Raw genomic sequence first — 26,353 nt, 5'->3', positions numbered from 1 at the left:
GATGCTGCCTACCCGAGGGCAAGCGGCACGTTGTCAATCAGTCGGGTGGTACCGACCCGCGCGGCCACGAGAATCCGGGCCGGTCCGCGATAGGCGTCGTCGACCGGTACAAAGGTCTGCGGGTGCACGATCACGAGATAGTCCAGTTTAACCAGCGGCTGGGCTGCAATGCGTGCGTGTGCGGCAGCGAGGGCGGCGGCGGGTCCGGCCAGCGCCGCCTGCACGGCCGCGCGGAGCCCGGCGAACAGGGCTTGCGCCGCCGTATTCTGGGCGTCGTCGAGGTAGCGATTGCGGCTCGAGAGGGCCAGCCCGCTCGGCTCGCGCACCGTCTCGACGACCTCGATCGCGGTGCGCAGGTTGAGGTCGGCAACCATGCTCTGCACGAGAAAAACCTGCTGGCCGTCTTTTTGACCGAACACCGCCGTATCCGGTGCCACGATGCCCAGCAGTTTCGCGACGACCGTGAGCATGCCGTCGAAGTGGCCCGGGCGCGCAGCTCCCTCGTAGGCGCTGCCGATCGGGCCGGCGGTCACCCGCGTGCCGTTCGCGCTGTCTGGATACATTTCGCCGGCCGTGGGCGCAAACACGACCGAAACCTTCTCGTCGGCGAGGGTGGCCAGGTCGGCATCGAGGGTGCGCGGGTACCGCTCGAGGTCTTCGCCGGCGCCGAACTGCAGCGGGTTCACGAAGATCGACACCACCACGATGTCGCCCAGAGCGTGCGCCCGCCGCACCAGCGCGAGGTGCCCGGCGTGTAGGGCCCCCATGGTCGGCACGAGCACGATGCGGGTGTCCCCGCCGATAAGCGCCGAACGGCCCCGGGCCTGACCGAGCCGGTGTTGCAGGGCGGTGATGGTGCTGATCACTTCGGGCGTGCTCATTCGATTGTCCGGTCGTCGTCAAGCGGATGCTGCCTGGGCGCGATTTCGTCCAGCCCGGTCAGGTCGAGGCGTTCCGGGCTCGTGCGCCCGAGGGCGTTCTCCATCGCGGAGCGCAGCAGCGGCCCCAGCACGGCTCCCGGCTGCTCCATCCCGATTCCGGCGAGCAGCCGCGTGGCCTGCTCGACGATCGACGTGGAGAATGCGGTGGCGATCTCGATGGCTTCGGCGTAGCTGGCGCGGTCGGCCTCGGCGACGATGAGCGGTTCGCCGCCCATCTCCACCGCGAGCGCCTGACCGATCGGCAGCACCGGGCCGGGCGCGGTCACCGCGAAATAGCTGTCCGCGAGCCGGGCCAAATCGAGGCTCGTGCCGGTGAAGGCCATGGCTGGGTGGATGGCGAGTGGGATCGCTCCGGCTGCCTGGGCGGGCGCGAGCACCGCGGTGCCGAAGCGGGCGGAGGTGTGCAGCACAAGCTGGCCGGGCTGCCAGGTGTTCGTCACGGCGAGGCCCTGCACCAGACTCTCCAGTTGGGCATCGGGTACCGCGATGATGACCAGCTCGCTGCGTTCGACCACCTCGGGCACGGTGAGGATCGGCACGAGCGGCAGGATGGCTTCGGCCCGATCACGGCTGGCCTGCGAGATCGCCGAGATGCCTACGATCGCGTGGCCGGCACCCGCGAGTGCGGCGCCGAGAATGGGGCCGACGTGGCCGGCTCCGATGATTCCGACGCCGAGGCGGCCGGGTTTGGCGTTCATTCTGTCTCTCCGTATTGATCTGCGGCTGGCTTCGGGGCCTCTTCGGCCCGGCTCCAGCGGTGGCTGGTGTCGGCGAGCGCCGAGCTGACCGCGCCGGTGGACATCCATTGGAAAAGCACGAGCGCTTCATCGACGTCGATGACGCTGAGCGACGCCGTGACCGGGCCGGCGACCGCGAGCAGGTCGGCCGAGGCGAGGCGCAGCCGACGCTTGATCGGGCCCTGCCTCACGCTCACACCCTGCATGCGGGCGAGCGGCACGAGGATCAGGTCGCGGGAGAGCACCCCGCGGCGGATCAGGGCGACATTGCCCGAGACCGCCCAGCCGGTGCGCCACCAGGAGAAGGGTCGCAGCCAGACCGCTCGCGGTGGCGCATTGCTGTAGAAATCGGCGACTCCGGAATCAGCTTTGCGGCCGCCGAGCATGCCGTTTTCGACCAGCGCCCCATGGGTATCGGTGGTGAAGCCGGGGAGGGCCAGTTCGAGCACCTTCTCGACGTCGGCGAGGGTGCCGACCGGCAGTAGCACCGTGCTCGTTGGATTACCCGCGCTCGCCCCGGCAGCGTGCCCCGCTGTGTTGATGTTGATCTGCCACCAGCCGAAACGACGCCACAGAATGGGTTGAGACACCTTGATGGCGTGGATGCGCCCGGGCGGCAGGGTCTGGCTGCTCGTGGAGAGCAGGCCGAACCCGACCCGCACGCCGTCAGCCGTGCCCGCGATCGTGAACCGCAGCTGCTTGGTGATGCGCGAGAAGTAGTAGCCGACGCTGCCGATCAGGCCGGGAAGCACGGCCACGAGCACCCAGCCGCTGCTGCCGGCGATCACGCTGACGATCAGCCCGATGCCGGCCAGGAGCAGAAAGACGGTGAAGCCGCTGAGTACGACTGACCCGATCAGCCGTCCGGGCGGAATGCGCACGACCGACTCCGGTGGGGCGGCGTCGGGGCCCCGTTCCGGGGCCACAAACTCGTTGTAGCGCGCCGCGGCGAAATCGCCGAGGGCCGAGTGCGCCGTGGGCGGGCCGATCAGGGTGGGGACGGCGTCGTCGCCGAGCACGGCCGGGACGGTTAGTGGTGGCGCGGCGTCCGCCGCTCTGCTCTGCCGCAGGCCGGAGGCGAGGTGCAGGATGTCGCGGCGTAGGTCATCCGCTAATTTCGAGCCGAGGTAGGCCAGCTGCACGTTGCCGTCCTGACCCGCGACGGCGATGTCGAGCCGGGCGGCTCCGAACAGTCGGGGAATCAACGGCCGAGCCAGGTTCACCCCCTGCACCCGGTCGAGGCGCGCCTTGCGGTTGCTGCGAAAAACGAGGCCGCTGCGCACCTCGACGACTTCCCCGTTGATGCGAAAGGTGTGCATGCGCCAGGACAGGTAGAACGCGACAATTATGACCAGCAGCACGCCGGCGATAATGAGCAGCGCCCACCCGGTGCCGCCGCGCTGGTAGATCTCATCGATCGGGTCGCCGCCGTAGTTCTCCTCGCCCAGGAACAGGTCGATGAGCCGTTCGCGCAGGTTGGCGATTACGAAGCCGAGCACGGCCACCATGAAAATGCCGCCGCGCAGCAGTGGTGTCGCGGGGTGCAGTCGGTGCCACTGCCCGTCGGTGAGGTCGGTGCGCGGTGCAGCGAGTGGCGCCGGAACGGCGGGCTCGCTCACAGCCCCGCCCGGCGGATCTCGGCGAGCTCCACCAAACGGTCGCGCAGACTTTCGGCATCCGCTTCGGCCAGCCCGGGGATCGAGACCCCGGCGGTCGCCGCCGCGGTCACGAATTTGAGGTCGGCCAAACCGAGCCAGCGCGCCACCGGGCCGCGGGTGATATCGATGAGCTGCATGCGTCCGTAGGGCACCGCCACAAAGCGTTGAAAGAGGATGCCGCGGCGAAAGAGCAAATCATCCTCGCGCAGCAGATAGCCGATGGAGCGCACCCGGCGCGGTTCGAACACCAGGTTGATAATGGTCATCAGGAGCACCGCGAGGCCGACCCATAATGCCCAGGTCTGTTCGAGCAGCAGCCAGAGCACGCTGGCACCGCCGCAGACCACGACGCCGAACACAATGGTGCCGACGATCTCGACCAGCACGTACTTCGGGGAAACCCGCTTCCACTCGCCGACGCCGACCAGGTCGAGCCGTTCCGACGGTTCGACCCGCGCGTGTTCGGGTGGGTTCGCATCGTCGGAATCAGGCACGCGTACCTCCGGGCTCGTCGGTATCGGTATCGGTGTCGTCGTCGGGCGGAAGGGTGCAGAAGTGTTCGGCCACGAGGCCGGCCGCCAGCATGACGGCCGCGCCGATCGCCGTACCGATCGCGAGCCAGAGCGAAGTGACCGCCGGCACCACGGATCGGGTCAGGATGTACAGCACGATGCCGAGGGAACCGCCGAACAGCAGGGACGCTGAGAGTGAGGTCGCCTTCGACAGCACGGCCACCCGCATCGCCCAAAACGGGTCGATGCGGCGCAGCGCCTTGCGTCGGCTGCCCTGACGTACCCGCCAGGCCAGACTCACGACGACGACCGCCAACAGGATGAGCGTTAGCGGCAGGGTAACCGGTGGAACGACGATGGGGGCACCGGATGCCGCGAACGCGATCTCGAGCAGAAAGCCGATCACGAGTCCGATGAGCAACACCGCGAGCAGCCCGGTCGCGTGCGAGCGCTTCATCGCGGTGTTCCCGGTGCCGGGTGGAGGGTGGCGACATCCGTTGCCCGGCGCACTGTCTGGCCGGTCGCGGCGAGCAGGTCGCGCACCAGGCCCCGTCCGGGAACGGTGGCTTGCTCATCGAGGTCGAGCCAGGGGGCGAGCACGAAGTCGCGTTCCGCCGCGCGCGGGTGCGGCACGGTGAGGCGCGCGTCGTCGATGCTCAGCTGGCCAAAGGCGATGATGTCGATGTCGAGTGTGCGGTCGCCCCAGCGCTCGGCGCGCACCCGGCCGTGCTCGGCCTCGATGGCGTTGACGGCGTCGAGCAGCGCGTAGGCGTCGCCGGTGTAATCGATCGTGAGTACCGCGTTGAGATAGCGGGGGGCGCGCTCGTCAACACCGTCGAGTTTTACGGCTGCCGATTCGTAGCTCGGCGACACTGCGACGAGCGTCGCGCCGGGCAGATCGGCGAGATCCCGCACGGCGCTCGCGAGCGTCGTTTCCCGGTCGCCGAGGTTGCTGCCGAGGGCCAGAACGACTCGATCACCGGTCATGGCCGCACCCGGGTGATCTGCACGGCCACGTCGATGAAGGGCACGGAGATGGGAGCCTGCGGCTTGTGCACCGTGACCTGCACCTTGAGCGCCGGTGGGTGGGCCAGCACGACGGCGGCGATGCGTTCGGCGACGGTTTCGATGAGGTCGACGGGGTTGTGCCTGGCTGCGTCGGTGATTTGCTCGGCGAGTTCGCCATAGTGGATGGTCTGGGTCACGTCATCGCTCGCCGCCGCCGCGAGCAGATCGAGCCAGACGGTGACGTCAATGACGAAGTCCTGGCCGTTTTCTTTCTCGAAGTCGTAGACGCCGTGGTGGGCGTTCACCCGCAGGCCGGTGAGGGTGATCGAATCAGTCATGGTTCCATTGTGTCGGACTCGAACGACCCGCCCGACAATTCATTGGTGGCCGGCGGCGTCGACTGCCGGGCGCTGGAGAGCACGTTGAGCGCCGCGCGGGTCCCGGCGACGTCGTGCACGCGCACCGCCCAGGCGCCCGCCTGTGCGGCCAGCACACTCACCACGGCGGTCGGCAGGTCACGGTCCTGCACGGGAGCGCCGTCCGGCAGAACCGCCGCCAGAAAGCGTTTGCGCGAGGCTCCGACGAGGATCGGAAGCCCCAGCGAGGCGAAGGCATCCAGCCGGTTGATCAGCTGCCAGTTGTGTTCGGTCTTCTTGGAGAAGCCGAGGCCAGGGTCGAGCACGATGCGCTCGCGCGCCACGCCGGCGGCGGTCAACGCGTCCACCCGGGCGGTGAGCGCGACCATGACCTCGGTGACGACGTCGTCGTACTCCGTGAGGGCATCCATCTGCTGGGCATGGGCACGCCAGTGCATGGCCACAAAGTTCAAGCCCGTGTCGGCGACGACAGCGGCCATGTCGGGGTCGGCCAACCCGCCGGAAACATCGTTGATGATGCTCGCTCCGGCTTTCGCTGCCGCGCGGGCCGTCGAGGCGTTGAGCGTGTCGATGCTCAGGCGCAGTCCCTGCCGGGCAAGTTCGGTGACGACCGGAATGACCCGGTTTTGTTCCTCGGCCGGAGTGACGCGGGTGGCACCCGGGCGAGTGGATTCACCGCCCACGTCGATCAGGTCGGCGCCCTGGGCGCGCAGCAGCAGACCGTGCTCGATGGCGGCATCCGTTGCTGCCCACCGTCCGCCATCGCTGAAAGAGTCAGGTGTGACGTTGAGCACCCCCATGATGAGCGTCACTGGCCTGATCAGAGTCACTGGCCTGATCAGAGTCATTGGCCCGCGGCGATCAGGGCAATGATCTCGGCGCGGGCGGTCGGCTCGGTCAGTACGCCGCGGGAAGCCATGGTCACGGTCGAGCTCGCGCTCTGGCGTGGGCCGCGGGTGCCGACACAGCCGTGCACGGCATCGAGCACGACGAGCACGCCGAGCGGGTCGAGGCCGTCCTGCAATGCGCCGGCGATCTCCTCGGTCAGGCGCTCCTGCAGCTGGGGCCGGGCTGCGATGGTTTCAACAACGGCGGGCAACCGGCCGAGGCCGACGACCCGGCCCCGTGGCAGGTAGGCCACGTGGGCGGTGCCCAGGAACGGCAGCAGGTGGTGTTCACAGATGGACCGAAAGGCGATGTCGCGCAGCAGCACGAGTTCCCCGGTGCTGTCCCCGACCGGAACGAAGTCCTGCAGGAGCTCCTGCGGGTCCTGGTCCAGGCCGGCGAAGAACTCGGCGTAGGCATCCGCTACTCGTCGCGGCGTGCTCTCCAGGCCGACCCGTTCCGGATTCTCGCCGATTGCAGCGAGAATCTCTGAAACGGCCGCCTCGATGCGTGCCCTGTCCACCGCCACGGGCGCCTAAGCGGTCGCGGGGCGGGGGGTACGGGCCGGCGCGCGTTTCGGTTTGGCGGGGGCGGCGTCACCGCTCGTGATGCCACCGTCGACGGCGGCACCGTCGATGGGAGCCTTCGGAGCCGGCATCGCGATCGGCGGCACGTCAGACACGGGGCGCTTGTCGCTCGACAGCCACTGCGGGCGCGACGGGAGCTTTTCGACGTTAGCGAAGATCTCGGCGAGAGCGGTCTGGTCGAGCGTTTCGTGCTCGAGCAGTGCCGTGGCGAGGTCGTCCAGGATCACGCGGTTCTTGATCAATACCTCGTAGGCCTCGTCGTGGGCGTCCTCGAGCAGCTGGCGCACCTCGCGGTCGACGCTCTCGGCCACGCGCTCCGAGTAGTCGCGCTGGTGGCCCATGTCGCGGCCGAGAAACACCTCACCGGAACCCTGGCCGAGCTTGAGCGGACCGACAACGGCGCTCATGCCGAACTCGGTGACCATCTTGCGGGCCGTCGCGGTGGCCTTCTCGATGTCGTTGGACGCGCCGCTGGTCGGGTCGTGAAAGATGATCTCCTCGGCGACACGGCCACCCATGGCGTAGGCCAGCTGGTCGAGCAGTTCGTTGCGGGTGACCGAGTAGCGGTCTTCAAGCGGCATGACCATCGTGTAGCCGAGGGCCCGGCCGCGCGGCAGAATTGTGATCTTGGTGACCGGGTCGGTGAAGTTCATGGCGGTCGCGACGAGGGCGTGGCCACCCTCGTGGTACGCCGTGATGAGCTTTTCCTTGTCGCGCATTACGCGGGTGCGTCGCTGCGGTCCGGCCATGACCCGGTCGACGGCCTCGTCCAGGGCCCGGTTGTCGATGAGCTGGGCGTTCGAGCGAGCGGTCAGCAGAGCGGCCTCGTTGAGCACATTTGCTAGGTCGGCGCCGGTGAAGCCGGGCGTTTTACGGGCGAGGACCTCGAGGTCGACACCCTCGGCCATCGGCTTGCCCTTGGAGTGCACCTCGAGGATGCGCTTGCGACCGAGCATGTCGGGCGCATCAACGCCGATCTGCCGGTCGAACCGGCCAGGGCGAAGCAGAGCGGGGTCGAGAATGTCTGGTCGGTTGGTGGCGGCGATCAGAATGACGTTCGCCTTCACGTCGAAGCCGTCCATCTCGACCAGCAGCTGGTTCAGGGTCTGCTCGCGTTCGTCGTGGCCGCCGCCCATTCCGGCACCACGGTGACGACCAACGGCGTCGATCTCGTCGATGAAGATAATGGCCGGGGCGTTTTCCTTGGCCTGGCTGAACAGGTCACGCACGCGGCTGGCTCCGACGCCGACGAACATTTCCACGAAGTCCGAGCCGCTGATCGCGTAAAACGGCACGTTGGCCTCGCCGGCCACGGCCCGGGCCAGCAGCGTCTTTCCGGTCCCGGGAGGGCCATACAGCAGAACGCCCTTGGGGATGCGGGCTCCGACCGCCTGGAACTTGGCCGGCTCTTTGAGGAAGTCTTTGATCTCTTCGAGCTCTTCGATGGCTTCATCGGCGCCGGCGACGTCGGCGAAGGTGACCTGTGGGCTTTCCTTGGAGACGAGCTTGGCCTTGGACTTGCCAAACTTCATGACCTTGCTGCCACCGCCCTGCATCGAGATCATGAGCCAGAAGAAGGCACCGATCAGCAGCACGGGCAGCAGGAAGCTCAGCACGGAGAGCACCCAGTTGGGCTGCGGCACCTCGTCGGTGAAGCCGTCCTTCGGGTTTGCTGCGGTCACCGCGGTGATGATCTCTTCACCACGCGGAGCAACGTAATAGAACTGAACCTGGGTGCCGAGGTCGCCGCTGGCCTTGGTCAGCGTGAGGTCGACGCGTTGTTCGCCATCGACGATGGTGGCTTCAGCAACGTTGCCCGACTTCAAAAAGCCGAGGCCCTCTTGTGTGCTGACCTCACGAAATCCGGACATGGTGATGAGGCTTGACCCCACCCAGACGGCGATGACGGCGAGCACAATGTACAAAATGGGGCCGCGGAGTAGCTTCTTGACGTTCATGGTGACCTCAGGCTAGCGCGCGTTTACAAGGGAATGCCGTGTGTTCGCCCAAAGGAAAACTCGGGCGCAGAGCCGAACGCTGTTAGAGCGCGGCGGCCGCGACGGTGGAATACACGTGCGGGGCGAGAATTCCGACCGAGCGCAGGTTGCGGTACTTCTCGTCATAGTCGAGGCCATAACCGACCACGAACTTGTTCGGAATGTTGAATCCGACGTATTTCACGTCGATGTCGACGCGCGCGGCATCCGGTTTGCGCAGCAGTGCGCAGATTTCAATGGATGCCGGACCGCGCGTTTTCAGGTTCGCCAGCAGCCACGAGAGGGTCAGGCCGGAGTCGATGATGTCCTCGACGATGAGCACGTTGCGGCCGGACAGGTCGGTGTCGAGGTCCTTGAGAATGCGCACGACGCCGCTGGACTGCGTGCCGGAGCCGTAGGAACTGACCGCCATCCAGTCCATCGTGATCGGGTGGCGCAGTTCGCGGGCCAGATCAGCCATGACCATGACCGCGCCCTTGAGCACGCCGACCAGCAGCAGATCGGTGCCGGCGTAGTCGGCTTCGATCTCGCGGCTCATCTCGGCCAGGCGATCGCGGATCTGCTCCTCGCTGATCAGGATCTCGGTGAGGTCGCCGTCAATGTCGCGAGGTTCCATATGAAAGGTGCAGTCCATTTCTTCAGATTTATGCTGGCACGGAAAAAATCAACAATCCGCCCTGCCGTACAACTCTAATACCCGGCAGGCTGAGTGCCCCCTGTCCATGCCAATCGGTCACGAGGGCCGCCACCGCGAGGGTCTGCCGTCGGTCGAGCCATACCCCACACTCCTGCTCCACTCCCAATCGGATCACGCGCTGCCGCACCGCAGCCGGCTGGGCGGCGAGAGCGGCCGCGTCGATCGTGCCATGAGCCCAGTGCCTGCGCGCGACCGCGTCGGCAAGCTCATCGAGCGCGTCGGAATCCTCGCGCAGCGCCTGAGCGGTGCGGGCGAGCGCCACGGCGACGCCGGGACCGAGCTCGCTTTCCAGCAGCGGCAGCACGGTTTCGCGCGCCCGCACCCGGGCATAGCGCGGGTCGAAATTCTGCGGGTCGGTCCACGGCACGAGGCCGGTATCCGCACAGAATTGCCGGGTAGCGGCGCGACGGATGCCCAGCAACGGTCGCAAAATCGGCCCGGTTTGCGCCGCCATTCCGCGCAGGCTGGTCGGCCCGGAGCCCCGGGCCAGCCCGAGCATCACGGTTTCGGCCTGGTCGTCGAGGGTATGACCGAGCAGCACGCCGCTCGCCCCGGTCTGCTCGAGCGCCGCAGCGAACGCCGCATAGCGTGCGGTGCGGGCGGCCGCCTCCGGGCCGGTTCCGTCGCCGTCTACCGTCACGCTCCAGACGAGCACGGGGTCGAGGCCAAGCTGGCGGGCGGTCTCGGCGGCTGCGACTGCGACATCCGCTGAACCGGTTTGCAGATTGTGATCGACGATGACCGCGCCGGCACGGATACCCGCGCGCCCGGCCTCGAATGCGGTCGCCGCGGCCAGCGCGAGCGAATCGGCGCCGCCGCTGAGGCCAACAAGCACGAGCCCCTCGGTCGGCAGCAACGCGCGCACGGCCCGGCGAATATCGGCGATGGCCGGGGTCAGACGCGGGCGGCGGGTGGATTCCATCCAGTAACGTTATCGGCAGACTTAGATCAAGGGAGAAACAACGCCATGGCCGAATACGACGCAGTTATCGAAATCCCCCGCGGGAGCCGCAATAAGTACGAGGTGGACCACGAGACCGGCCGGGTCTATCTCGACCGCGTGCTCTACACGAGCTTTATGTACCCCACCGACTACGGCTACTTCGAGAACACCCTCGGCCTCGACGGCGACCCGGTCGACGTTCTCGTGCTGCTCGACTACCCGTTGTTCCCGGGCGTTGGCGTCTCCGTGCGTCCGGTCGGCGTGTTCAATATGACCGATGACGGCGGCTCAGACGCCAAGGTCATCGCCGTTCCGGCTGGCGACCCGCGCTGGGACCACATTCAGGATGTCCTCGACATTCCGGAGTACACCCGCAAAGAAATCGAGCACTTCTTCGAGCACTACAAGGACCTCGAGCCGAACAAGTGGGTCAAGACCGAGGGCTGGGGTGACGCCGCCGAAGCCAACCAAATCGTGGTTGACGGCATTGCGAAGCTGGCCGAAGAGGGCCACTAACCCGCAGGAGCTTCCTGAGGGGGCCTAAATCGACCTAAAACCGGTTTCGGTTGGACGGTTTGCGCCCCCTCAGCGCGAAACAGCAGGCGGGCGCTACGAACAGGGGCTCCGGTCACCGGTTATCCGGCGGCAGGAGCCCCCTTTTGGTTTCTGGCTCGGGGCGCCCACCCGCAGCGGGCCCTCGTACTGCCGGTAGCCCCCATCCGCGGGGGCTAGATCAGGAAATCCGCCAAGTGCTGGTGCGGTCGTCGCACTGGTCCGCTGGCCATCGCGCGATCCCGCGAAGATCTCCAGAATCAGCTACACGTCCGGCCTCATGCGGGGCCGCAGAGCTCCGCGCTACGCTGCTGGGCGCCCGACGTAGGGCGCAACAGCCCAGGACGACCAGATGCTGTGCACCCGCACGCGCGCCGAGGGGTTCGGAGCTTCGAGAATCTGCCCGCCGCCGACGTAAATCGCCACGTGGTAGTAATTGCCGGGGCTGCCCCAGAACAACAGGTCGCCCACCTGCACCTGCGCGAAGGAGACGAGCTTGCCCTGCCGCGCCATGGTGTTGTACTGGTCCGTGGCCGAGTGGGTGCCGATATATATGCCCGCCGCGGCGTAGGCCGCCTTGGTCAGACCCGAGCAGTCCCAGGCGTCGGGGCCGGAACCGCCGAAAACGTACCGGTCGCCGAGCTGGTCGCTGGCGAAGGCGAGAGCGGTGTCGACGGCACTCGCATTCGGCGCCGGAACGGTCGTACCGCCGCCGGCCGGAGCGCTCGGAGCGCTCGGCACCACCGGCACCACCGGCACCACCGGAGCGACCGGAGCGACCGCGCCAGACCCCGAACCATTGCCGGAACCGGACCCAGAATCCGAGCCGGAACCCTCAGCGGCCGCGGCGTCCTGCGCCGCAGCGGCAGCAGCCGCGGCCGCATCCGCTATTGCAGCAGCGGACGCCTGAGCCTGCGCGAACGCTTTCGCTGCAGCGGCCGCTTCTTCGCCGACGTGAAAGCTGCGCTCAGCCTCGGCCGTGGTGTCCTTGAGCAGGGCGAGCTGCTCGAACAGCTCGCTCGACCGGCGTTGCTGAGTATCGTAGGCCGCCTCGGCCGCCGCTGAGCTCGCAGCCGCCGCCTCAAAGGTGGTCTTGGACTCTGCGGTGAGGCGTTCGCGTTCGTCGGTGGCCGACGCCGCCTGGTCGCCGAGCGACTCGGCCGCGTTCTGGTCCTGGCGCGCTTCGGTGTAAATCTGCTCGGACTGCTCGCTGAGCTTGCTGGCTGTACCGAGCTGACTGAGCAGGTCATCGGCGCTGTTGCCGCTCAGGAACAGGTTGAGTGAGAGACCGTTGCCGCCGGACTTGGCGAGGTGGGCCGCGATCAGGCCGGCCCGCATCTTCGACGTCGCAGCCGCAGCCTCTGCCTTTTTCGCCTGCGCGTTCAGACTGGCTTCCCGCTCGGTGGCGGCAGCCAAGGAGTCCTGGGTGATGCGATATTCCTCGGCCGCCATCTGTGCGGTCGTCACGGCGGTCGCCGACTGCGCGGCCAAACCGTCCAGCAGCTCACCCAGCGTGGCAATTTCGGCCTGCTTGGTCGACTCGTTCTGCTTGGCCTTTTCGACGTCGTTCCAGCTCGGGTAGTCCGGCGCGGCAAACGCCGCCCCGCCGGCCGCGGCAACGGATGCCGTCACGGCCGAGACCGCGCCGATCGCGACGGCCGAGAACAGGCGCTTCGATCGTGCGTGAACTCGTGCACGTGCAGTGGTGCTCGGTAACGCTGCGGTATCCCGTGCAGGTGTGCTGCTGTTAGCCAAGTGCTGCTCCCCGGTCGGCCATGAATGGAACGGGATTGATGCGGTTTCCACCAATCCAAACTTCGAAGTGCAGGTGGCAGCCGTTGGCGGCCCCGGTCTGTCCGGAGCTGGCGATGAGCTGCCCCGCCGATACCGACTGGCCGACACCCACGTTGTACCCGCCGTCGCGAATGTGAGCATAGCCGGTCGAGACGTTGTCGCCGTGGCTGATCTTCACGAAGTTACCGTAGGTGCCGAGGCGCCCGGCCCAGGTGACGACGCCCGCGTGGGCGGCGTAGATGGGCGCGCCACAACCGGTGCCGAGGTCGGTCGCGTAGTGAAAGCTTCCGCTGCACTGTCCGCCGTCGCCGCAAATGGTCGAGCGGGGGCCGTAGCCGCCGGTGATGCGTCCGCTGGCCGGAACGCCCCAACCGGACATGCTCACCGTTCCGCCGGAGCCGCCGCTGGCGCGCGCTGCAGCCGCTGCAACCCGGGCCGCCTCGGCCTCGGCCGCCACCCGGATCGCTTCGAGGCGGGCGCGCTCGGCCACGCCAGCCTCGTAGCCGGCCGTCGTCGTGGCCTGGGCGTCGCGCATGAACTGCAGCTGCTGCTCGAGCTCGATGCCCTTGGCTTCGGATTCGGCGAGGGCATTGGCCGCCGCCTCGGCCGCGGTCTGGGCCGCAACGAGGGCGGCCTCGGCGGCGACGCGCAACACTTCGCGTTCCGTCTGGGCGACCTTGGCCTGGTCGCCGAGTGACTGGGCGTTATTCATGGCGGACTGCGCCTCGTCGTACACATCCGAACTGCGCTCAACCAGCTTGCTCATACTGCCGAGTTTTGCCAGCAGCAGGTCGGCGTCGGCGCCGTCCCCTCCGCCTTCCAGGAACAGGTTGACGCTCAGGTCCGTGCCGCCGGTGCGGTAGAGCTGGGCGGCGAGCTGGCCGGCCTGCTTGGTGGCGGCATCCGCTGTGGCCTTGCTGTCGTCTGCCTGCTTCTGGATGTCCTCGGCCCGACGGGTGGCATCGTCAAATTCTCGCTGCGCGTCTTCGAGTTCGATGGCGCTCTTCTCGGCGGCGGCCTGGGTCTCCTGCACCTGCACCTGCAGGCCGGCGATGAGATTCTCGATCGCGGTCACCTGCGCGGCGGCGGCACTGGTGTTCGCCTTGGCGTTCTGCAGATCCTGCCACGAGGGGTAATCGACCGCCCGCGCCGGGGCGGCCGGGGCAACCAGCGTGACCAGAAGGGTCATGGCTGCGACGACGCTGGTCAGCGCCAGGCCGTGCCGCGGCCACCGACTGCCCGCTCGAAAACGGCTGGCCGGAGCGTTTCCGGAGCGGCGGATCACGGCTATAGAACGAATCATTGTTTCCCAACGGGCTTTCCAGCTGCAGCTTGCGCCGCAGGAGACTCTTCAGAGTAACAAATTGAGCAGGTTTGGCCCAGTTTCAACGCCGAATCTAACTCGCGAAAAGGGCTGTGGCCCGCACATTTGTGGGCGCGGTGCGAATTGGCGTTACAAAATGGGCAGCTTTCAAGCGAATGCTGCGCGCGTCGATTTGGCCTTCGCCCCACAAGACCGTATGCTTACTCTTCGGCAGCCATGAAATTTATGGCTCACGGCCCCATCGTTTAGCGGCCTAGGACGGCGCCCTTTCACGGCGTTAACACGGGTTCGAATCCCGTTGGGGCTACGCAAACTGCACGTGCACACAGAGTAAGTGAAAAAGTAGTAAAGAAATAGAATAGTCTTACCAAGTGCCTCGCACACAGATTCACAATTTTCACCTCGAGGCCCTGTAGCGCAGTTGGTTAGCGCGCCGCCCTGTCACGGCGGAGGTCGCCGGTTCAAGTCCGGTCAGGGTCGCAAAGGAAATATAGCCCTTTCGAAAGGAAGGGCTTTTTTTCTTAGAAGACGCGTTTTGACGTATCTTTGGGGCCCTGTAGCTCAGTTGGTAGAGCGTTCGACTGAAAATCGAAAGGTCACCGGATCGACGCCGGTCGGGGCCACCACCGCCACTCCCTAGGAAACTCACTCGTGAGGGACTCGGGGAGTGGCCTTTTTTATGCCCGGTCCAAGTCTCGGGCAGCGCGCCCTCGACAGGGCGGGTGTGAGCTGCAGCTCACTTGCATCGTTGTCGTCGGGTGCCTGCGGCCCGGTGGCCTTGGCGCCGGTTCGCGACGGCGAGATGGCCCTGAGCCAGAAACTGGTTCTGACTGGAGAAACGCTGTGCCGACCCAGGCATGAGCTCACGGTCGACGGCGCCCCACTCGGGAAATTTCTCGGGCTGACTCCTTGACGGTGAGCACATCACGAAAAGTGAACCATATGACGGATGCCCTCCCTACGCCCACCGACGACGGTGCCGCCGATCACCTGATCGGATTGCACCTGCCTGACATCGCCCTTGCATCGACATCGGGCGGTGCGCGAAGCGTGAGTGGGCTCTCCGCGCAGAGCAGCGCTTCATCGCGCGCCTGGTGCCGACCGACACACCCACCAACCCACGGAGCGAGTCATGACCAGCACACCATCAGTGATCGTATTCGATGTCAACGAGACTCTCTCCGACATGTCCCCGCTGAGCGCCCGATTCGTGGAGATCGGCGCCCCGGCCGAACTGGCCCGAATCTGGTTCGCCGCGCTGCTGCGGGATGGGTTCGCCCTCGCCGCCGCGGGTGGCAGTGAAAAATTCGCGACGATCGGTTCGGAGATTCTGCGCGGACTACTCGGCGATGTGGCGCTCACCCGCAGTCTCGACGATGCCGTGACCCACATCATGAACGGCTTCCAATCGTTGAGCCTGCACCCGGACATCGCTGACGGAATCCGGGCCCTGAAAAGCGCGGGCATGCGCCTCGTGACATTGTCAAACGGATCGGATCAGGTAGCCGAGTCCCTGCTGACCCGGGCCGGGCTGCGGAGCGACTTCGAGGCCGTACTCACGGTAGAAGACGCCCCGGCGTGGAAGCCGGTTCAGGCCGCCTACGACTATGCCGCGGCTGCGTGCGGGGTTACAGCGGGCAACCTGGTGCTGGTGGCCGTGCACCCCTGGGACATCCACGGGGCGGTCAGGGCAGGCCTGGGCACCGCGTGGTTGAACCGCACGGGCGAGGCCTACCCGAGCTACTTTGCGGCACCGGACCACACGATCACCGCTTTGAGCGACCTCGCCCGTCAACTCAAATAGGGTACGAATGTGGCCGCTGAACGTCGGTTTGTGTCCGTCTGCGTCCAAAATGGGCACATGAGGACGATGACATCACCGAATACACACTTCCCGGTCTCCGACATCGTTCTCGGGCTGATGCGGGGAAAGTACTCAATTTCGGCGTCTCCAATCACACTCCCGGGCAGGTCGAGTTGCTGAAGCATTCGGTGGCGCAACCGCTCATCGTCGATCAGGTGCAATTGAGCATTACGCATGCGCCGCTAATCACCGCCGGCGTTTCGGCCGCGGGGTCTCGTATCACCCTCATCAGGGGAGAATGGTACCGACTCTTCACTGCCACCGGACATATCTTGCCGTAGTCAGTCCCCTGCAACTCTTGGCGGTAAAAAAATGAATGTCGCACTCGGTCTTCTCACTCTCGTCGCCGTCGTCTGCGCGGCCAGTGCTCTCGCGAAGCGCCTGAACCTGTCTGTTCCACTGCTGCTGGTGGTCGTTGGAGTGATCGGCTCGTACCTGCCGTTCATTCCAGCGATCAAGCTGGATCCGGAACTGGTATTGGTGGGCATCCTTCCTCCATTGCTCTACGCGGCCGCCATTCGTACCTCCCTGGTCGAGTTCCGCACAAACCTGCGTTCTATCGCCCTACTGTCGGTCGGCTACGTCGTTTTCGGAACCGTAGCCATCGGCCTCATTGTCTGGTGGCTGATCCCGGAGATTCCACTGGCTGCGGCGTTCGCCCTGGGCGCGGTGGTGGCTCCGCCGGACGCGGTAGCGGCGACCACGATTGCCCGTCGCGTTGGGCTTCCGCGCCGGGTGGTGAGTCTTTTGGAGGGCGAGTCGCTGGTCAACGATGCGACCGCACTGGTGCTCCTGCGCACGGCGATCGTTGCTATCGGCGGCAGCGTCACCGTCTGGCAGGTGGCGTCTGACATCGCTTTGGCCGCCGGCGGAGGTGTCGTGATCGGACTGATCGCGGCGTTGCTCCTGTTGCAGATCCGAAAACGGGTGCGTAACGTCGCCATAAATACGTCCATGTCTCTCGCTGCCCCGTTCGTGGCGTATATCCCGGCGGAGGCGATCCATGCATCGGGCGTGTTGGCTGTCGTCGTGGCCGGCCTCGTGATCGGCACCAGGTCGCCAGCTATGCCCGGCGGCGCCTCCCGATTGAGTCAGCGCAGCAACTGGGCCACCGTCCAGTTTTTGCTCGAGAACTCCGTCTTTCTGCTGATCGGGTTACAGGTGCGCTCAATCATTGAGGCGACCTCCGGCGATTCGCTTGGCGCCGCGCGTATCTGGGGCACCTGTGCTGTCGTATTCATCGCGGTTCTCCTGTTGCGCCCGGTGTGGGTGTTCCCGGCAATTTATCTGCCTCGGCTGATACCCAAAATTCGCGCGGCTGACCCCGCACCACCCTGGCAGTTGCCCACCATCGTGTCTTGGGCCGGTATGCGCGGCGTGGTCACCCTGGCTGCCGTGTTCGCCCTGCCAGAAGACATCGCACACCGCCCCGTCCTCGTGCTTGCGGCCTTGGGAGTCGTGGCGGGAACGCTGGTTGTGCAAGGCCTCACCTTGCCATGGCTGGTGCGGGTCCTGGGCGTGCATGGCCCAGATACCCATGCGGATGCGCTCAGCCAGGCCGCGCTGATGGACCAGGCCACCGCCGCGGGAATCGAAAACCTGCGCCAGCACACCCGGCCCGACGATTCTCTGGAGGTGCTGGCCATGCTCGAGCGCCGTACGCAGGAACGCAATAGGGCAGCATGGGAGCGCCTCGGGCGTTCGGAGCTCGCAGACCGCACTCCCAGCAAGCGCTACGTGCAGCTGAGGCTGGCCATGCTCGATGCGGAGCGCGCCAGGGTTCTCAAACTGCGCCGCACCGGCGATTACGCCCACGAGGTGATCAGTGAAGTGCTGGAGATGCTCGACGTGGAGGAATCCATGTTGGATTCCTCCACCGAGGGTGCGGATATCGACGCGCGCACCCCGGCCCGACCCGCCAATCGGCGCGACAACGGCGAAGCGCGCCTGGGGGCGGGCGGCTGCGAGCACCTACGGACCGTGGGCGAGCAGTCAGTGCCGCAGGACCCGGAGTGTCAGGACTGTGTGCGCGAAGGCACCACCCCGGTGCACCTTCGAATGTGCCTGGCCTGCGGAAACGTGGGGTGCTGCGATTCATCCGCGGGTCAGCATGCGACCAAGCATTTCCAACAGTCCGGCCACGCCATCATGTGCAGCGCCGAGCCGCGGGAATCATGGCGCTGGTGTTACGTTGACGAACTCCTCGGCTAGCGCGTGCTCGTCGACTCGTTGTAAGAACCGTCCCCGAGAGCTGCAGCGTTGGGCGGGGTGTCGACGAGTTTGAGGCCGACGATGCAGCCGATCAGGCCGAGCAGCAGCGCGATCTTCAGCCACGACACGCTCGCATCGCCGCTGATCATGGCCCAGACCACGGTGAGGGCCGCTCCGATGCCGACCCAGACGGCGTAGGCCGTTCCGATCGGAATCTCCCGCATCGCCCAGGCCAGACCGCCCATGCTGAGTGCGAGCGCACCGCCGAAGATAATCGTCGGCCACAACTTGCTGAAGCCCTCGGACTTGCCGAGCGCCGTCGCCCAGACAGCTTCCAGCACTCCGGACGCAATGAGTACGATCCACGACATGACTGCTACTCCTCGGCCAGTCTTGTCTTGTGCCGGGTACTGATCCGTCGTCCGGGGCCGCGTTTTTCGACCTCCCTCGACCATAGACAGACCCACTGGGCAACGCCTGTGCACAGCCGCGCGAAACAAGCGGATGCCGCAGCATCCGTTCACCGGCAGCAGCCGCTACGCGATAAACGCGCGATAGGCGGGGTCGTTCGCGCGCAGCACGCGCAGCACGTTCTGGTAGCCGAGTTTGGCCAGGTCAGCGTCGCTCCAACCGCGACGCGACAACTCGGCGAACAGATTCGGGTACCCCGAGACGTCGGCCAGACCAACCGGCATGTCGGGGCAGCCGTCGAAGTCGCCGCCGAGTCCGATGTGGTCGACGCCGGCCACCCGCCGGGCATGCTCAACATGGTCGGCCACGTGCGCGACCGTCACGAGCGGCTTGTCCCCCGCCGAGCCCTCGTCTTCCCAGCGTCGATAGTCGGCCGAGATGAACGCGGGCACGAAGGTGATCATCTGCACACCATTGTTGGCCTTGAGCTGGGTGAGAATCTGATCCGGCACGTTCCGCGGGTGGGGGTTGAGGGCAAAGCACGACGAGTGGCTGAAGATGAGCGGCAGCTCGGTCGCGTCGAGCGCGTCCTGCATGGTCGCGGCCGAGACGTGCGAGAGGTCGATCATCATGCCGATGCGGTTCATCTCCGCGATGACTGCTCTACCTCGATCATTTATTCCGTCGTGGGTCACATCGCCCACTGCTGCGTCAGCCCACTCGGTCGAGGAATTCCAGGTCAGCGTCATATACCGCACACCAAGGCGGGCGTATTCGCGCAGCACGGCGAGCGAGTTGTTGATCTGATTGCCGCCTTCAACGCCCAGCAGCGACGCGATTCTTCCATTCAGCTGGGCGCTCTCGACGTCGTCGGCCGTGACGGCCCACTCGAAGTCGTCGGGATACGCCGCAATCAGGCGGTGAATGAAGTCGATCTGCTCGAGGGTTGCCTGGACCGAATCCGTCCCCTCCAGATCGGTGTGCACCCAAACCGACCAGAACTGGCCGTGTACGCCTCCGCGACGCAACTTGGGGACATCCGTTTGAAGCGCGCTGCGCCCGGAATCCTGCTCGGAATCGAGTCCGCTGACGGAATAGTCACGATGCGCGCGGCAGGCCCAGGCAAGATCGTTGTGTCCGTCAATGACAGGAAATCTCGTAAATCTTTTGGTCATGTGAATTCTCCCCGGCAATGCGTTGGCTCCGATCAGCCTACGACCCGCGCCGTGCGGGTGCGCGGCCGCCGAGAACGCCCAAGTGTGCCGCAATACCGCACGTTAATGAGACGCCAAGCCGTTCGTGGCGACACAAACATGGCCCGTGACGGACGGCCCCACCCGGCACGGGGAATCTGCCCCCAGTTGAGGTTACAGCGCGGCCGACTTGAATCGGGGTAGTCTCTGCCAGTAAGTTGCTGAGAAAGAATCAGCTTCACTGCCGCGCTCCACCGAGAGACAAGTGCCAGCATCGTCACCTTGTCGCTAAGACCACCTGTTCCTGTAAACCCGACTGCAGGGAATGCAACGTGACACACACCCCGACCCGTCGCTCCACCGTCAGCGCAACCTGCGCCAGTCCGGTGCCCCGCGCACCCGATTGCCCCTATCTGGCCGTGCCCTGGCGCTCGATCACACCGGGAAGCACGCATGAGTGAACCCGACTCCCCCGCGCCACTCCCGGTAGGCGATTCCCTTCCTCGCGCGCCGAAGCTCCGTCTCGTCGACCAGGCCGCGTCAGCCACCCGCGACATCGCGCTCGACACCCCGTCGTCGGGACTCATCTGGGCGCGCCGCTACCGCACGAAGCTGCGACTGACCGATGCCACCGTCATCATGCTGGCCGTGGCTGTTGCCCTGGTCTTTCGGTTCGGTGTGCGCGGTATTCCGGCCGTTCCCGGATCGTTCAGCGCCAATTATTGGCTGGTGTCCCTGCTGATCGTGGTGACCTGGCTCGTCGCTCTCGAGCTGTTCCATACCCGCGATTCGCGCGTGGTGGGTGTGGGAGCGCACGAGTACAAACAGGTGGTGAATGCGAGCGCCGTGACCTTCGGCATGCTCGCCATCGCCTTTCTCATCTTGCAGGTTGACATCGCGCGCCTCTTTTTCATTCTCGCGCTGCCCCTCGGCGTCATCGCCCTGGTATTCGAACGGTGGTTGTGGCGCAAATGGCTGCTGCACCAGCGCACGTTCGGCCACTATCTCGCCCGGGTCATCGTGGTGGGAAACCGGGAGGACGTTGAGTATGTCGTCAGCCAGATCGACACCAAGTCCGGCGCCGCGTACTACATCGTCGGGGCCGCACTCGAAGAGAGCGACAGTGCTGAGATAGCCGCTGGCGACCGCCTGGTGCCGATCGTGTCCGATCTCGAACATGTCGCCGCGGCGGCATCGGCCATGGGCGTCGACACCGTCATCGTGGCCGGACAGCCCAGCGGTGGCAGCTCCTACATCCGCAACCTCGGCTGGGACCTCGAGGGCACGTCGGCCGAGCTCGTTCTCTCCAGCCGGCTAACGGATGTCGCTGGTCCCCGCATCCATTTCCGTCCCGTTGACGGCCTCCCGCTGATCCACGTCGAAATCCCCCGGTTCGAAGGGGGCCGTCATGCCCTCAAACGCACCCTGGATATCGTGACGACCGGACTCGCCATCGTGTTTCTGCTGCCCGTCCTGGCCGTGATCGCTGTGCTGATCAAGATCGACAGCCCCGGCCCTGTGCTGTTTCACCAGGAGCGTTGCGGCCGCAATGGCCGGACCTTCCGCATGATCAAGTTCCGTTCCATGGTGGAGACGGCCGAAGACGACCTGGCTGGCCTCCTCGACCAGAACGAGGCCGCCGGGGTGCTGTTCAAGATTCGCAATGACCCCCGCATCACCAAGTTCGGCCGGGTGCTGCGCAAGTACTCGCTCGACGAGCTGCCCCAGCTCTGGAACATCTTTGTGGGTGAAATGAGTCTGGTCGGCCCCCGTCCGCCGCTTCCGGAGGAAGTGCAGGGCTACGAGACCCACGTGCACCGACGCCTTTATATCAAGCCCGGTCTGACCGGCATGTGGCAGGTCAACGGGCGTTCCAACCTGAGTTGGGAAGACAGCGTACGGCTCGACCTGTACTACGTCGAGAACTGGTCGCTGGCCGGCGATCTGATGATCATCTGGCGCACCTTCAAGACCGTCATCCAACCTGTAGGGGCGTATTGACATGACCGCGGGGACCGAACTCACTGCGCCCACCAGCCAACGACGCCTGCACATCGCAATGATCGGCACCCGCGGAGTACCCGCCACCTACGGTGGTTTTGAAACGGCCGTCGAGGAGATCGGCCGGCGAATGGTCGACCGCGGCCACGACGTAACCGTGTACTGCCGCCACACGGTGGAGCCGGCGCCAAAAGAATATCTCGGCATGACGCTGGTTGAGCTGCCGGCCCTGCGGCACAAGATTCTCGAAACCCTCAGCCACACCGGGCTCTCGGTGCTGCACGCGACCACCCGTCGCCGCCCCGATGTCGCGTTCGTCTTCAACGCCGCCAACGCACCGTTCGTCCCCCTGTTGCGCCTGCGCGGAATTCCCAGCGTTGTGCACGTGGACGGACTCGAGTGGAAGCGCGACAAGTGGGGCCCAACGGGCCGCCGCTACTATCGGTGGGCCGAAGAGGTAGCGGTTCGTGAAGCGGATGCCCTGATCGCCGACGCGCAGGGAATCGTCGACTACTACCAGGATGAGTTCGACGTGCCCACCGAGCTGATCTCTTACGGCACCAAGATTCTTACGGACACCCCGTGCGATCGGCTCGCCGAACTCGGCCTCCGCCCCGGCGGCTACCACCTCGTTGTCGCTCGGTTCGAGCCGGAGAACCATGTCGATGTGATCGTCGAAGGCTACCGCGCCAGCGGCGCCCTGCTTCCGCTCGTGGTGGTCGGCTCTGCACCGTACGCGGTCGATCACATCAATCGCATTGCCGACCTGGCCGCCTCCGATTCGCGTATCCGCATGATCGGAAGTGTCTGGGACCAGAGCCAGCTCGACCAGTTGTACGCGCACGCGCACACCTACCTACACGGCCATTCCGTCGGCGGAACCAACCCCTCGCTGCTGCGGGCGATGGGCGCCGGCACCAAGGTCATCGCCTGGGATGTCGTCTTCAACCGGGAGGTGCTCGGCACCCACGGTGCCTACTTCAGCCGGGCGGACTCGCTCGGCGCCCTGATCGAAGACTCCGAGCGGAGCCCCGATCGCACCGCCGAGGTCGGAACCGCGCTGCAGGAGCGGGCGGCGAAGTTATACAACTGGGACAGTGTCACGGCGAGCTACGAGGGCCTTGCCCGCCGTGTGGCCGCTGGCTACAGCACGCACCATCAGAGCAGCGGGCGTGCCGAGGAGTCGACCTGGAGCCTGCCCGAGACCATGAGCCGGCAACCGTCACCCGCGCCGTCCAGGGGAATCACACTATGACCGGCACGCCAGTCCCGACCGCGCAGCCAACGGAAGGCTATTTCGACACCGTGCGCCGGTTGTCCTCCGCCCAGAAAACCGCCACCCGCGGTGCACCGGCCTACTCGGTCTACGTGAACCGACGAGTCGGCCGTTACATCGCGGCCGGCGCCTATCGGATGGGGCTCAGCCCCAATAACGTGACGGCGATCAGCGCCGGCTTCACGTTCTGCGCCATCGGGCTGGTCGCGATCGGCGAGCCGAGCTGGCTGCTCGGCATCACCGTGTGGCTGCTGCTGGCCGTCGGCTACGCCTTCGACTCGGCCGATGGCCAGGTCGCACGATTGCGTGGTGGTGGCTCAGCCTCCGGCGAATGGCTTGACCATGTCATCGACGCCATCAAGATCTCCACGCTCCACCTGGCCGTGCTGATCACCGCGTTCACGCATTTTGCCCTCACTGATCCGGCCTTGCTGCTGGTTCCGATCGGGTTCACCGCGGTGGCGGCCGTATCGTTCTTCGCGATGATCCTGAACGACCTGCTCAAGGCCAAGCATGCTCCCCTGGCTCCACCATCGACCGCTCGCCGCACGGTGCTGCGCTCGCTCCTGGGGGTGCCGACCGATTACGGTGTGCTCTGCCTCGCGTTTGTGCTGCTCGGCGCTCCCCCGCTGTTCTTCGGGGTGTACGCCGTGCTCTTTGTCGCCAACGCACTGTATCTGGCGCTCGCTTTGGCCAAGTGGTTTCGGGACATGACCGCGCTGGGCTGCGTCGGAGCGACCCAGCCGTAGCTGGGCATCCGTTTGTATCCGGACCGAGTATTCCAGCGCCCCTGAAGTATTCGGCGACGTACCTCCTACTGGGGGATGTGCTGCGGCCTGACGAATGTGAGTTTTGATCAGCTTGATTGTAGTGTGGGCGCAACTGAACGGAGAATGCTGTGGAACCGATCGACTATTTGAGAACCATCACTCGGCGATGGCTGATCATCCTTATTGTCGGGCTGCTCGGCGGTGCGGCAGCGTGGGGATATGCGGCGAGCCTGCCCCCGCAGTTCCAGGCCACCAACAGTGTTTTCGTCACGAGCGATCGCGGTGAGACCACCAGCGAACTCCTGCAGACCTCCACCTTCACGCAGAATCTCGTACAGTCCTATGCGCAGCTCGCGACGACGCCGACCGTTCTCGGCCCGGTGATCACCCGATTGGGACTGGATACGACCACCCAGAGCCTCGCCGCCCAGGTGTCCGCCGTCACGCCGCTCAATACCGTATTCATCAATATCACCTCCACCAGCACGTCAGCGGAGCAGGCCGTCGAGCTGGCCGACGCCGTTTCGCTGTCGCTCGCCACGACGGTCGAGAGCCTGGCGCCCAAGGGCCCCGACAATTTGCCGTCGATCTCGGTGAAGACCGTGTCGCCCGCGCAACTCCCCGGTGCACCGTTTTCGCCCAATACCAGGCTCATCGTGCTCACCGGCCTGCTGCTCGGCCTCATGGTCGGCGTGCTCTATGCCCTGGCCCGGGAGGTTCTCGATACCCGGGTGAGCACGCAGAAGGACCTCGACCGGGTCTCATCGGACCCGCTGCTCGGCATGGTCGGGCGTAAGCGGCGCTCCGACCCCGCGGGCCTGGCCATGCGGGTCATGCCCCACAGCGCGCTGGCCGAGGCCTACCGCCGGGTGCGCGCCAATCTCGAATTCATCGACGTTGACAGCCCGCCGCGCAGTACAGTCGTCACCTCCGCCGTCGCTCGCGACGGAAAATCCACGACCGCCATCAACCTTGCGCTGGCCATGGCCGAGCGCTCCGCGAAGGTGCTGCTGATCGACGCCGACCTGCGACGCCCGTCTATCGCCGAGCTGTGTGACCTCGAGGGCGACGTCGGCCTCACCACAATTTTGCTCGGCGACGTCGGACCCGAAGATGCCATCGTGCGTTGGTCCGATGGGCTCGATGTACTGCCGTCCGGCGCCGTCCCGCCTAACCCCGGGCGACTGCTCGGTTCGGCCGCGATGAAAACGCTGATGAAGCGCCTGCTCGAAGACTATGACTTCATCGTCGTCGACTCCCCTCCGCTGCTTCCGGCGACCGACGCCCTCGGGCTATCTCACCTCACCGACGGTGCCATCGTTGTGGCTCGCTACAAAACGACCACCCGTCAGCAGCTCACGACCACCCTCGAGTCCCTCGAAGCGGTCAACGCCCGCATTCTCGGCATCGTACTGAACCAGGTGCGCGAACATCGCGCCGAGGTCTACTACGGACCGCTCGCACCCGTGAAGGGAGTGTCCGCACCAATGACTGGACCGGTCAACCGGGTCACGGCCACCCGAGCGCCCAAAGCCGCGTTCGATGACTCCGGCCGCCGAGACTCGGAATCGGCGCGGACCAAGTAGTGCGCATCCTCCAGTCGTTTCCGGAGGGCCGCGCCACGACCAACCCCTACCTCGTTCAACTCGACCGGGGGCTGCGGGAGCACGTGCAGGTTGACGGATTCTCCTGGTGGCGTGCGTTGACGGCACCATACGACGTGTTCCACGTGCACTGGCCGGAGATTCTGCTGCAGGGGCGCACCCCGGCGCGCGCTCTGGCTCGGCGCCTGCTGTTCGAACTTCTGCTGACGCGGCTGCGTCTGCGCCACACGGCCGTGGTTCGTACGCTGCATAACCTGCGCAGCCACGAAGAGAAGTCACCGACCGAGCGGCGCCTGCTGCAAGCGTTCGACCGCCACACCACCCTGTGGATCCGGCTCAACGCGTTCACTCCGCTTCCGGCGGGCGCGCTCGAACGCACGATTGCACACGGCGATTACCGCGAGTGGTATGCCGGGCAGGCCCGCCCCGCGACAGTGCCCGGTCGCCTGCTCTATTTCGGTCTGATCCGCCCCTATAAGGGCATCGATACACTGATCGAGTCCTTCACGGCGATAACGGATGCTGCGGAATCGTCCGCAACGCTGCGGATCGTCGGCCAGCCTCACACGCCAGAGCTGGCCCGAGCGCTGGTGGCTCTTGCGGCTGGAGACCCACGCATCGAATTCAGCCTGGGCTACGCGAGCGACGAGACGCTCGCCCACGAGATCGGCGAGGCCGAGCTGGTCGTCCTCCCCTACCAGGAGATGCACAATTCTGGCGCCGCGCTGTTGGCCTTGTCTCTCGGCCGCCCCGTTTTGGTGCCGCGGAACGCTGTCACCGAGGCGCTGGCGAACGAGGTGGGCGGCGACTGGGTGTTGGTCTACCCCGACACACTCTCGCCCGGGGACCTCACCGACGCGCTCGCCGCCGCTCGGTTCTCGCGCCACACGGCCCGCCCTGATCTTTCGGCCCGCACCTGGGAGACCGGCGTGGCCGGGCACCTGGAGGCGTACGAGTGCGCCGCTCGCGCCGCTCGTGCGCGCTGAGCGCCCACCCACCGAGCTAGCTTCT

The 26,353-nt window shown here is 66.0% G+C and carries 24 protein-coding genes, 3 tRNA genes and 1 riboswitch; of the genes, 11 read left to right on the top strand and 16 right to left on the bottom strand.

The window, feature by feature from the left end; all coding sequences use genetic code 11:
- Positions 1 to 8: 8 nt before the first annotated feature.
- The 12 genes from panC to tilS all read right to left on the bottom strand — a co-directional run bounded on the left by panC (position 9) and on the right by tilS (position 10,321).
- Positions 9 to 881 carry a pantoate--beta-alanine ligase gene (gene panC, locus E3T46_RS12805; protein ID WP_134578839.1) on the bottom strand — a complete coding sequence of 291 codons (873 nt, stop codon included), beginning with the start codon at positions 879 to 881 and terminating at the stop codon, positions 9 to 11.
- Positions 878 to 1,639 (bottom strand): DUF2520 domain-containing protein, encoded by a 762-nt coding sequence (locus E3T46_RS12800; RefSeq protein ID WP_092451788.1) that lies wholly within the window; start codon positions 1,637 to 1,639, stop codon positions 878 to 880. Before E3T46_RS12800 ends, panC begins: the two co-directional genes overlap by 4 nt.
- Positions 1,636 to 3,297: a PH domain-containing protein gene (locus tag E3T46_RS12795; RefSeq protein WP_134578838.1), complete on the bottom strand. Its 1,662-nt coding sequence runs from the start codon at positions 3,295 to 3,297 to the stop codon at positions 1,636 to 1,638. Before E3T46_RS12795 ends, E3T46_RS12800 begins: the two co-directional genes overlap by 4 nt.
- Complete coding sequence (locus E3T46_RS12790; RefSeq protein ID WP_134578837.1) at positions 3,294 to 3,830, bottom strand: PH domain-containing protein; 537 nt, start codon at positions 3,828 to 3,830, stop codon at positions 3,294 to 3,296. Before E3T46_RS12790 ends, E3T46_RS12795 begins: the two co-directional genes overlap by 4 nt.
- The gene (locus E3T46_RS12785) at positions 3,823 to 4,305 is read right to left on the bottom strand and encodes a DUF3180 domain-containing protein (RefSeq protein ID WP_134578836.1); all 483 of its coding nucleotides are present in this window, start codon (positions 4,303 to 4,305) and stop codon (positions 3,823 to 3,825) included. Before E3T46_RS12785 ends, E3T46_RS12790 begins: the two co-directional genes overlap by 8 nt.
- Positions 4,302 to 4,835 (bottom strand): 2-amino-4-hydroxy-6-hydroxymethyldihydropteridine diphosphokinase, encoded by a 534-nt coding sequence (gene folK / locus E3T46_RS12780; RefSeq protein ID WP_134443667.1) that lies wholly within the window; start codon positions 4,833 to 4,835, stop codon positions 4,302 to 4,304. Before folK ends, E3T46_RS12785 begins: the two co-directional genes overlap by 4 nt.
- Positions 4,832 to 5,194, bottom strand: a complete 363-nt coding sequence (gene folB / locus E3T46_RS12775; RefSeq protein ID WP_134578835.1) for a dihydroneopterin aldolase — start codon at positions 5,192 to 5,194, stop codon at positions 4,832 to 4,834. The genes folK and folB overlap by 4 nt, the downstream gene beginning before the upstream one ends.
- A complete protein-coding gene (gene folP, locus E3T46_RS12770; protein WP_134443669.1) occupies positions 5,191 to 6,045 on the bottom strand; it encodes a dihydropteroate synthase in 855 nt (284 codons plus the stop codon). The genes folB and folP overlap by 4 nt, the downstream gene beginning before the upstream one ends.
- Positions 6,046 to 6,077: 32 nt before the next feature.
- Positions 6,078 to 6,647 (bottom strand): GTP cyclohydrolase I FolE, encoded by a 570-nt coding sequence (gene folE / locus E3T46_RS12765; RefSeq protein ID WP_092451776.1) that lies wholly within the window; start codon positions 6,645 to 6,647, stop codon positions 6,078 to 6,080.
- A gap of 6 nt (positions 6,648 to 6,653) precedes the next feature.
- Complete coding sequence (gene ftsH, locus E3T46_RS12760) at positions 6,654 to 8,663, bottom strand: ATP-dependent zinc metalloprotease FtsH (protein ID WP_134443671.1); 2,010 nt, start codon at positions 8,661 to 8,663, stop codon at positions 6,654 to 6,656.
- 82 nt (positions 8,664 to 8,745) lie between these two features.
- A complete protein-coding gene (gene hpt / locus E3T46_RS12755; RefSeq protein WP_092451772.1) occupies positions 8,746 to 9,318 on the bottom strand; it encodes a hypoxanthine phosphoribosyltransferase in 573 nt (190 codons plus the stop codon).
- Positions 9,319 to 9,346: 28 nt separating this feature from the next.
- The gene (gene tilS / locus E3T46_RS12750; protein ID WP_134578834.1) at positions 9,347 to 10,321 is read right to left on the bottom strand and encodes a tRNA lysidine(34) synthetase TilS; all 975 of its coding nucleotides are present in this window, start codon (positions 10,319 to 10,321) and stop codon (positions 9,347 to 9,349) included.
- Between the two features lie 45 nt (positions 10,322 to 10,366).
- Here tilS and ppa point away from each other — a divergent pair, with 45 nt between their 5' ends.
- Complete coding sequence (ppa, locus tag E3T46_RS12745; protein WP_092106945.1) at positions 10,367 to 10,858, top strand: inorganic diphosphatase; 492 nt, start codon at positions 10,367 to 10,369, stop codon at positions 10,856 to 10,858.
- A gap of 339 nt (positions 10,859 to 11,197) precedes the next feature.
- Here ppa and E3T46_RS12740 read toward each other — a convergent pair whose 3' ends face one another.
- Both E3T46_RS12740 and E3T46_RS12735 read right to left on the bottom strand, forming a co-directional pair.
- Entirely contained in the window at positions 11,198 to 12,649 is a 1,452-nt protein-coding gene (locus E3T46_RS12740; protein WP_134578833.1) for an NlpC/P60 family protein, read from the bottom strand.
- Complete coding sequence (locus E3T46_RS12735) at positions 12,642 to 13,991, bottom strand: M23 family metallopeptidase (protein WP_241980722.1); 1,350 nt, start codon at positions 13,989 to 13,991, stop codon at positions 12,642 to 12,644. The genes E3T46_RS12740 and E3T46_RS12735 overlap by 8 nt, the downstream gene beginning before the upstream one ends.
- A gap of 255 nt (positions 13,992 to 14,246) precedes the next feature.
- Between E3T46_RS12735 and E3T46_RS12730 the strand changes: the two genes are divergently transcribed.
- The 5 genes from E3T46_RS12730 (at position 14,247) to E3T46_RS12700 (ending at position 18,087) form a co-directional block, all read left to right on the top strand.
- Positions 14,247 to 14,319: transfer RNA gene (locus tag E3T46_RS12730), tRNA-Glu, on the top strand.
- A gap of 99 nt (positions 14,320 to 14,418) precedes the next feature.
- Positions 14,419 to 14,492: transfer RNA gene (locus E3T46_RS12725), tRNA-Asp, on the top strand.
- Between the two features lie 70 nt (positions 14,493 to 14,562).
- A tRNA-Phe gene (locus tag E3T46_RS12720) sits at positions 14,563 to 14,638 on the top strand.
- A 506-nt stretch (positions 14,639 to 15,144) separates the two neighbouring features.
- Positions 15,145 to 15,816 carry a haloacid dehalogenase type II gene (locus E3T46_RS12710; RefSeq protein ID WP_134578832.1) on the top strand — a complete coding sequence of 224 codons (672 nt, stop codon included), beginning with the start codon at positions 15,145 to 15,147 and terminating at the stop codon, positions 15,814 to 15,816.
- Between the two features lie 372 nt (positions 15,817 to 16,188).
- Positions 16,189 to 18,087: a Na+/H+ antiporter gene (locus E3T46_RS12700; protein WP_134578831.1), complete on the top strand. Its 1,899-nt coding sequence runs from the start codon at positions 16,189 to 16,191 to the stop codon at positions 18,085 to 18,087.
- On the opposite strand, the gene E3T46_RS12695 is transcribed toward E3T46_RS12700, so the two are convergent.
- Together E3T46_RS12695 and E3T46_RS12690 are read right to left on the bottom strand one after the other, a co-directional pair.
- Complete coding sequence (locus E3T46_RS12695; protein ID WP_134443678.1) at positions 18,084 to 18,458, bottom strand: multidrug efflux SMR transporter; 375 nt, start codon at positions 18,456 to 18,458, stop codon at positions 18,084 to 18,086. The genes E3T46_RS12700 and E3T46_RS12695 overlap by 4 nt on opposite strands.
- 11 nt (positions 18,459 to 18,469) lie before the next feature.
- Positions 18,470 to 18,534, bottom strand: a riboswitch (guanidine-III (ykkC-III) riboswitch).
- A gap of 89 nt (positions 18,535 to 18,623) precedes the next feature.
- Positions 18,624 to 19,673, bottom strand: a complete 1,050-nt coding sequence (locus E3T46_RS12690) for a dipeptidase (protein WP_134578830.1) — start codon at positions 19,671 to 19,673, stop codon at positions 18,624 to 18,626.
- A 471-nt stretch (positions 19,674 to 20,144) separates the two neighbouring features.
- Here E3T46_RS12690 and E3T46_RS12685 point away from each other — a divergent pair, with 471 nt between their 5' ends.
- The 5 genes from E3T46_RS12685 to E3T46_RS12665 all read left to right on the top strand — a co-directional run bounded on the left by E3T46_RS12685 (position 20,145) and on the right by E3T46_RS12665 (position 26,328).
- Positions 20,145 to 21,692 carry a sugar transferase gene (locus E3T46_RS12685; RefSeq protein ID WP_134578829.1) on the top strand — a complete coding sequence of 516 codons (1,548 nt, stop codon included), beginning with the start codon at positions 20,145 to 20,147 and terminating at the stop codon, positions 21,690 to 21,692.
- A 1-nt stretch (position 21,693) separates the two neighbouring features.
- Positions 21,694 to 22,947: a DUF1972 domain-containing protein gene (locus E3T46_RS12680; RefSeq protein ID WP_134578828.1), complete on the top strand. Its 1,254-nt coding sequence runs from the start codon at positions 21,694 to 21,696 to the stop codon at positions 22,945 to 22,947.
- Positions 22,944 to 23,717 (top strand): CDP-alcohol phosphatidyltransferase family protein, encoded by a 774-nt coding sequence (locus E3T46_RS12675; protein WP_134578827.1) that lies wholly within the window; start codon positions 22,944 to 22,946, stop codon positions 23,715 to 23,717. The genes E3T46_RS12680 and E3T46_RS12675 overlap by 4 nt, the downstream gene beginning before the upstream one ends.
- 149 nt (positions 23,718 to 23,866) lie before the next feature.
- Entirely contained in the window at positions 23,867 to 25,324 is a 1,458-nt protein-coding gene (locus E3T46_RS12670) for a polysaccharide biosynthesis tyrosine autokinase (protein ID WP_134470883.1), read from the top strand.
- Positions 25,324 to 26,328, top strand: coding sequence for a glycosyltransferase (locus tag E3T46_RS12665; RefSeq protein WP_134578826.1), 1,005 nt, complete (start codon positions 25,324 to 25,326; stop codon positions 26,326 to 26,328). The genes E3T46_RS12670 and E3T46_RS12665 overlap by 1 nt, the downstream gene beginning before the upstream one ends.
- Positions 26,329 to 26,353: the final 25 nt, after the last annotated feature.

This window comes from Cryobacterium sp. Hh11 (assembly GCF_004404045.1).
Classification (GTDB): domain Bacteria; phylum Actinomycetota; class Actinomycetes; order Actinomycetales; family Microbacteriaceae; genus Cryobacterium; species Cryobacterium levicorallinum.
This window is presented reverse-complemented; position numbering and strand designations above follow the sequence as displayed.

Bases quoted from the DNA above. Each gene is read 5' to 3' on its own strand.
- panC (WP_134578839.1), bottom strand. From the start codon at position 881: ATGAGCACGCCCGAAGTGATCAGCACCATCACCGCCCTGCAACACCGG.
- E3T46_RS12800 (WP_092451788.1), bottom strand. From the start codon at position 1,639: ATGAACGCCAAACCCGGCCGCCTCGGCGTCGGAATCATCGGAGCCGGC.
- E3T46_RS12785 (WP_134578836.1), bottom strand. From the start codon at position 4,305: ATGAAGCGCTCGCACGCGACCGGGCTGCTCGCGGTGTTGCTCATCGGA.
- folK (WP_134443667.1), bottom strand. From the start codon at position 4,835: ATGACCGGTGATCGAGTCGTTCTGGCCCTCGGCAGCAACCTCGGCGAC.
- folB (WP_134578835.1), bottom strand. From the start codon at position 5,194: ATGACTGATTCGATCACCCTCACCGGCCTGCGGGTGAACGCCCACCAC.
- ftsH (WP_134443671.1), bottom strand. From the start codon at position 8,663: ATGAACGTCAAGAAGCTACTCCGCGGCCCCATTTTGTACATTGTGCTC.
- hpt (WP_092451772.1), bottom strand. From the start codon at position 9,318: ATGGAACCTCGCGACATTGACGGCGACCTCACCGAGATCCTGATCAGC.
- tilS (WP_134578834.1), bottom strand. From the start codon at position 10,321: ATGGAATCCACCCGCCGCCCGCGTCTGACCCCGGCCATCGCCGATATT.
- ppa (WP_092106945.1), top strand. From the start codon at position 10,367: ATGGCCGAATACGACGCAGTTATCGAAATCCCCCGCGGGAGCCGCAAT.
- E3T46_RS12735 (WP_241980722.1), bottom strand. From the start codon at position 13,991: ATGATTCGTTCTATAGCCGTGATCCGCCGCTCCGGAAACGCTCCGGCC.
- E3T46_RS12710 (WP_134578832.1), top strand. From the start codon at position 15,145: ATGACCAGCACACCATCAGTGATCGTATTCGATGTCAACGAGACTCTC.
- E3T46_RS12700 (WP_134578831.1), top strand. From the start codon at position 16,189: ATGAATGTCGCACTCGGTCTTCTCACTCTCGTCGCCGTCGTCTGCGCG.
- E3T46_RS12695 (WP_134443678.1), bottom strand. From the start codon at position 18,458: ATGTCGTGGATCGTACTCATTGCGTCCGGAGTGCTGGAAGCTGTCTGG.
- E3T46_RS12690 (WP_134578830.1), bottom strand. From the start codon at position 19,673: ATGACCAAAAGATTTACGAGATTTCCTGTCATTGACGGACACAACGAT.
- E3T46_RS12685 (WP_134578829.1), top strand. From the start codon at position 20,145: ATGAGTGAACCCGACTCCCCCGCGCCACTCCCGGTAGGCGATTCCCTT.
- E3T46_RS12680 (WP_134578828.1), top strand. From the start codon at position 21,694: ATGACCGCGGGGACCGAACTCACTGCGCCCACCAGCCAACGACGCCTG.
- E3T46_RS12675 (WP_134578827.1), top strand. From the start codon at position 22,944: ATGACCGGCACGCCAGTCCCGACCGCGCAGCCAACGGAAGGCTATTTC.